General features: G+C 64.2%; 6 protein-coding genes and 1 pseudogene. All 7 read left to right on the top strand.

Annotation, left to right across the window (positions count from 1 at the left end; all coding sequences use genetic code 11):
- Positions 1 to 941 (top strand): thiamine pyrophosphate-dependent enzyme (locus tag EN914_RS22285; protein ID WP_164778845.1); only part of this gene is annotated, 941 nt, incomplete at its 5' end.
- A 114-nt stretch (positions 942 to 1055) separates the two neighbouring features.
- Positions 1056 to 1973 (top strand): myo-inosose-2 dehydratase, encoded by a 918-nt coding sequence (gene iolE, locus EN914_RS22280; RefSeq protein WP_024502017.1) that lies wholly within the window; start codon positions 1056 to 1058, stop codon positions 1971 to 1973.
- Between the two features lie 58 nt (positions 1974 to 2031).
- Complete coding sequence (locus EN914_RS22275; RefSeq protein WP_024502018.1) at positions 2032 to 2250, top strand: hypothetical protein; 219 nt, start codon at positions 2032 to 2034, stop codon at positions 2248 to 2250.
- 150 nt (positions 2251 to 2400) lie between these two features.
- Positions 2401 to 3213, top strand: coding sequence for a 5-deoxy-glucuronate isomerase (iolB, locus tag EN914_RS22270; protein ID WP_024502019.1), 813 nt, complete (start codon positions 2401 to 2403; stop codon positions 3211 to 3213).
- Between the two features lie 153 nt (positions 3214 to 3366).
- A complete protein-coding gene (locus EN914_RS22265; protein ID WP_013528376.1) occupies positions 3367 to 4074 on the top strand; it encodes a DUF1045 domain-containing protein in 708 nt (235 codons plus the stop codon).
- 13 nt (positions 4075 to 4087) lie between these two features.
- A complete protein-coding gene (locus tag EN914_RS22260; RefSeq protein WP_024502020.1) occupies positions 4088 to 5239 on the top strand; it encodes an alpha-D-ribose 1-methylphosphonate 5-triphosphate diphosphatase in 1152 nt (383 codons plus the stop codon).
- Positions 5236 to 5541, top strand: a pseudogene (locus EN914_RS22255) (phosphonate metabolism protein/1,5-bisphosphokinase (PRPP-forming) PhnN); the annotation flags it as partial. The gene EN914_RS22260 and the pseudogene EN914_RS22255, both read left to right, overlap by 4 nt.

Genomic DNA, 5541 nt, shown 5'->3' with positions numbered 1-5541 from the left:
GCACGCGCCTGCAGGATTTCACCACCGGTTCGTGGGCGCTGTTCAAGAATTCGGGCAAGACCATCATCGGACTCAACGTGCAGCCCTTCGATGCCGGCAAGCACCGCGCCCTGCCGCTGGTGGCCGATGCGGCCGAGGGCCTGGCGGAACTCGGTGCTGCGCTGAAGGACTGGAAGGCGCCGGCAAGCTGGACCGACAATGCGTCCTCCGGCAAGAAGGCCTGGGCGGTCGAGGCGGCCAAGGTGACGGCGTCGACCAATGCCGCCTATCCGTCCGATGCGCAGGTGATCGGCGCGGTGCAGCGCGCCATGGGCTCCGGTGTGACGCTGCTGAATGCCTCCGGCGGGTTGCCGGGCGAATTGCACAAGCTTTGGCAGGCGGGCGCGCCCGGCTCGTACCATGGCGAATACGGCTTCTCGACCATGGGCTATGAGATTGCCGGCGGGCTCGGCGCCAAGATGGCGAAGCCCGGCGAGGAGATCGTCGTCATGATCGGCGACGGCTCCTACCTGATGATGAATTCGGAGATCGCCACCTCGGTGATGCTCGGCCTCAAGCTGACCATCGTGCTGCTCGACAACCGCGGTTACGGCTGCATCAACCGGCTGCAGATGGCGACCGGCGGCGCCAACTTCAACAATCTGCTGAAGGACTCGCGCCACGAGGTTCTGCCCGACATCGACTTCGCCGCGCATGCGGCGAGCATGGGGGCGATTGCCGAGAAAGTGCCGTCGATCGCCGGGCTGGAAAACGCGCTGGCACAAGCCAGGAAGAATACGCGCACCACGGTGCTCGTCATCGACACCGACCCGCTGGTTTCCACCGATGCCGGCGGTCACTGGTGGGATGTGGCGGTGCCGGAAGTGTCAGTGCGGCCGCAGGTCAACGCGGCGCGCAAGGCGTATGACGAAAAGCGGCAGATGCAGACCATCGGCGATTGATAGAGGCGCCGAAGCTCCTCCTTCTCCCTGTCTCTACACGGGGAGAAGATGCCGGCAGGCAGATGAGGGGCGGCGCCAACGAGCAAGAAACTGTTTTAGGACCGGAGTGACGACTTGAAAGCCAAACTGGGCATGTCCCCCATTGCGTGGTGGAACGACGATCTTGCGGAGCTCAGCGATGACGTGTCGCTGGAAGAATGTCTGCGCCAGTCGCGCTCGGCCGGCTTCACCGGCATGGAGATGGGCCGGCGTTTTCCCAATGACCCCGAAATCATGCTGCCGATCCTGAAGGCCGCCGACGTCACGCTGTGCGGCGGCTGGTTCTCGGGCACGCTGGTCGATGGGGAGATGGCCGACAACAAGGATCGCATCCAGCCGATGATCGACCTGTTCAAGGCGGTGAACGCGCCTTGCATCGTCTATGGCGAGGTTGGCCGTTCGATCCAGGGCGACCGCTCGAAGCCGCTGGCGACCAAGCCGAAGCTGTCGGACGACGAGATGAAAGCCTATGCGAAGCGCCTGACCGAATTTGGCGAATGGTGCGCCGAACAAGGCATGCCGCTGTCCTACCACCACCACATGGCGGCAGTGGTCGAGACCGAGCCGGAACTCGATGCCTTCATGCGCTATTCCGGAGCCGGCATTCCGCTGCTGCTCGATGCAGGCCATCTGGCATTCGCCGGCGGTAACGTGCTGCGCGCCATCGACAACCATCATACCCGGATCAGCCATGTGCATGTGAAGGACGTCCGCATGGGGGTGATCGAAAAGCTCGACCGCACGAAGCAGTCCTTCCTCGACGCGGTGGCGCTCGGCGCCTTCACCGTGCCGGGCGACGGTTCGCTGGACTTCGGCGCCATCGTGCAGCGCTTCGCCGACCATGGCTATGAGGGCTGGTTCGTGGTCGAGGCCGAGCAGGACCCGAAGAAGAACCCGCCGCTCAGGATGGCGCAAGTGGGCTACAAGGAATTGATGCGCGTCATGACGGCGGCCGGATACACGGTCGAGACGCAAGGCTTTCCAAATGTCTAGTCTCCCAATGGCTGGTGCGACGGGTTCCCGGCGAGGCCGATTGCTGTAGATTGGCCCGATGAAAGATTCCGAACACCCCTTCTTCCGGCCTTTGTGGCGGCGTGTCGCCGTCGTCGCGGTCTGCGTCATCTGGTCGATCATCGAGTTCGCCACCAGCACGCCGTTCTGGGGCATGATCGCGCTCGGCTTCGCCGGCTACGCCGTCTGGCAGTTTTTTTATCTCTACAAGCCTGCTGACGAGGCGAGGCCTCCGGTCGGGCCCGAGCCGAAGGAGTGACTGATCGCATGCGTCGGCGGTTAGCTTCCAGTGCTTCTAACTTCGTCATCCTAGGGTCTCCGCGACGGAGCTTCGCTCCTGCTAGGCCCTAGGGTGACGAAGTTGAGAGGCTTCGGCCGATCTCGAAGATTTGCGATAGGAGAGACAAAAATGTCGAAGCTGCTCGTCAAAGCCGACAAGGGCCACGGTCGCGTCGCCCATGTGACGCCGAAAAGCGCCGGCTGGACCTATGTCGGTTTCGACCTGCATCGGCTGAATCCGGGCGAGAGCGCCTCCGGCAAGACGGAGGATCGCGAAGTCTGCCTGGTGTTCGTCACCGGCAAGGGCAAGGCTTCAGCCGGCGGCAAGGATCTCGGCCTGCTCGGCGAGCGCATGTCGCCCTTCGAGGGCAAGCCGTGGTCGGTCTACATTCCGCAAGGCTCCGACTGGTCGGTGACCGCGGACACCGAACTGGAACTCGCGGTCTGCTCGGCGCCGGGTCTTGGCGGCGGCCTGCCGGTTCGCGTCATCGGACCGGACGATCTCGGCCAGGAGGTGCGCGGCAAGGGCACCAACACGCGCTATGTCACCAACATATTGCCGGAGGGCAAGCCGGCCGATTCGCTGCTGGTGGTCGAGGTCATCACGCCCGGGGGGCATACGTCGAGCTATCCGCCGCACAAGCACGACCAGGACAATCTGCCCGCTGAATCCTACCTCGAGGAAACTTACTATCACCGCCTCAACCCGCCGCAGGGCTTTGCCTTCCAGCGCGTCTACACCGACGCCGACAAGAACGGTCATCGCGCGCTCGACGAAGCAATGGCGATCGAGGATGGCGATGTCGTGCTGGTACCCAGGGGTTATCACCCCTGCGCCGCCTGCCATGGCTACGACCTCTATTATCTCAACGTCATGGCAGGACCGAAGCGGACGTGGAAGTTCCACAATGCGCCCGAGCATGAATGGCTGATGAAGGCCTGATCGGTCGCTGCGTGAGCACTCGCTCCCTGGTCCAGCACGAAAAAATCGTCGGCTAATGACCCCGCCGCAGCGTTTTGTTACCTGAAAGCCAGCAAGGCTTCGTCAATTCGTCATGGAAATGGCCTATGGCAGCGAAGCTGACAAGGACTTTCCATGCGCTACGCCCTCTATTTCACTCCCCGGCAGGACGAGCCACTGGCGCGGATTGCCGCCGACTGGCTGGGCCGCGACCCGTTTGGCGCCGCGACGAGGCCGGTCGAAGCGGTGGCCGACCTGTCGGCGGCGGAAGTCGCTTTCCACACCGCTTCGGCGCGCCGCTATGGTTTCCATGCGACGCTGAAAGCACCGTTCCGCCTGGCTGCCAACGAGACGGAAGTCTCGCTGCGCGCCGCACTCGACCATTTTGCCGAGGTGACGCCGGTGGTGACCATCCCCCGTCTCGTGGTCAGCCAGATCGACGGCTTCTTCGCACTGGTGCCGGAAGGGCCAGTGCCTGCGCTCAACCGGTTCGCCGATGACGTGGTGCGCGACTTCGACCGGTTTCGCGCACCGCTGAGCGAGGCGGAAATCGAGCGGCGCAGCCCGGATTCGCTGAAGCCGGCCGAGTTCCGCAATCTCTGCCAATGGGGCTACCCCTATGTCTTCGAAACCTTTCGCTTCCACATGACGCTCTCCGGCCGGGCGGGGTCACAGGAGAGCCCGCGTTTGCGCGCAGCGATCGACAGCCTGTTCGCGGAAGTGCTGCAACAGAAGGTGCTGGTGGATGCGCTGACCTTATTTGTCGAAACCGAACCGGGTGCGCCGTTCATGGTGCTCTCGCATCACGCGCTCGGGCGCCGCCCGGCCAGAAAAACCGCCTGAAGGACTGCCTGAAATGACCGCCGAGACTGTTCTCCACAATGCCCGCATCGTGCTTGCCGACGAGATCGTCGAAGGTTCGCTGGTGCTGCGCGACGGCTTTATCGCCGGCATCGAAGCCGGCGCAAGCTCTGGTTCTGGCCGCATCGGCGAGGATATGGGCGGCGACTATATTATTCCCGGGCTGGTCGAGTTGCACACCGACCATCTCGAAGGCCATTACGCGCCGCGGCCCAAGGTGCGCTGGAATCCGATCGCCGCCGTGCTCGCCCATGACGCGCAGGTGGCAACCGCCGGCATCACCACCGTGCTGGACGCCTTGCGCGTCGGCATGGACGAAGACGCCGACCTGACATCGGCCGACATCCGCAAGCTGGCCGACGCGATCGAGGACAGTGTGAAGCAGGACCGTCTGCGCGCCGACCATTTCATCCACCTGCGCTGCGAGGTTTCGGCACCGGACTGCCTCAGGGCTTTCGCTAATTTCGACGGCGACGAGCGGGTTAAGCTGGCATCGCTGATGGATCATGCGCCAGGCCAGCGCCAGTTCGTCAATCTCGAAACCTATGCCTACTATTACCAGCGCAAGCTGAAGCTGACCGATCGCGACTTCAAGGTGTTCTGCGAAAAGCGGATGGCCGAATCGGCGCGCAATTCGGCGCCGAACCGGGCGGTGATCGCCGCCGCCTGCCAGGAGCGCGGCATCGTGCTGGCCAGCCACGACGACGCCACATCGGGCCATGTCGACGAAGCGATCGAGCAGGGCGTGCGGGTCGCCGAATTCCCGACCACGGAAGAGGCCGCCAGGGCCTCGAAAGAGGCCGGGATGGGTGTGCTGATGGGCGCGCCAAACGTTATGCGCGGCGCCTCGCATTCGGGCAATGTCTCGGCCCGTACGCTGGCCAGCGACGGCCTGCTCGACATCTTGTCGTCCGACTACATTCCCTTCAGCCTGATCCAGTCGGCGTTCTTCCTCGGCGATGTCGTCGAAGGCATTTCCCTGCCGCAGGCCGTCGCCATGGTGTCGAAGAACCCGGCCGATGCGGTTGGCCTGACCGACCGCGGCGTCATCGAGCAGGGCCGCCGCGCCGATCTGGTGCGGGTGCGCGTCGACGACCATGTTCCGGTCGTGCGCACCGTGTGGCGGCAGGGACGCCGGGTGGCATGATGGTGTCGGCACTGATCGAGCGGGAACTTTCGGCCGAGACGTTTCCGATCCGCGATGGCGTTTTCGTGGCCGTCGTCGGCCCAAGCGGCGCCGGCAAGGACACGGTGATCGGCTACGCCCGCAACCATTTTGCCGACGAAACGCGGCTGGAGTTCGTCCGCCGGGTCATCACCAGGCCGAGCGATGCCGCAAGCGAGGATCACGACACGCTGGCCGACGCTGCCTTCGCCGAAGCCGAAGCCGATGGCGCCTTCGCCATTTCCTGGGAAGCACACGGCTTGCGCTACGGCATCCCCGCCGAT

Source organism: Mesorhizobium sp. M7A.F.Ca.CA.001.08.2.1 (assembly GCF_003998455.1).
GTDB lineage: Bacteria > Pseudomonadota > Alphaproteobacteria > Rhizobiales > Rhizobiaceae > Mesorhizobium > Mesorhizobium ciceri.
The sequence above is the reverse complement of the archived record's forward strand: the minus strand, read 5'-3'. Positions and strand labels throughout refer to the sequence as shown.

Excerpts from the sequence above, each read along its gene's own strand:
- iolB (WP_024502019.1), top strand. The coding sequence starts at position 2,401 with ATGTCGAAGCTGCTCGTCAAAGCCGACAAGGGCCACGGTCGCGTCGCC.
- EN914_RS22260 (WP_024502020.1), top strand. The coding sequence starts at position 4,088 with ATGACCGCCGAGACTGTTCTCCACAATGCCCGCATCGTGCTTGCCGAC.
- EN914_RS22275 (WP_024502018.1), top strand. The coding sequence starts at position 2,032 with ATGAAAGATTCCGAACACCCCTTCTTCCGGCCTTTGTGGCGGCGTGTC.
- EN914_RS22265 (WP_013528376.1), top strand. The coding sequence starts at position 3,367 with ATGCGCTACGCCCTCTATTTCACTCCCCGGCAGGACGAGCCACTGGCG.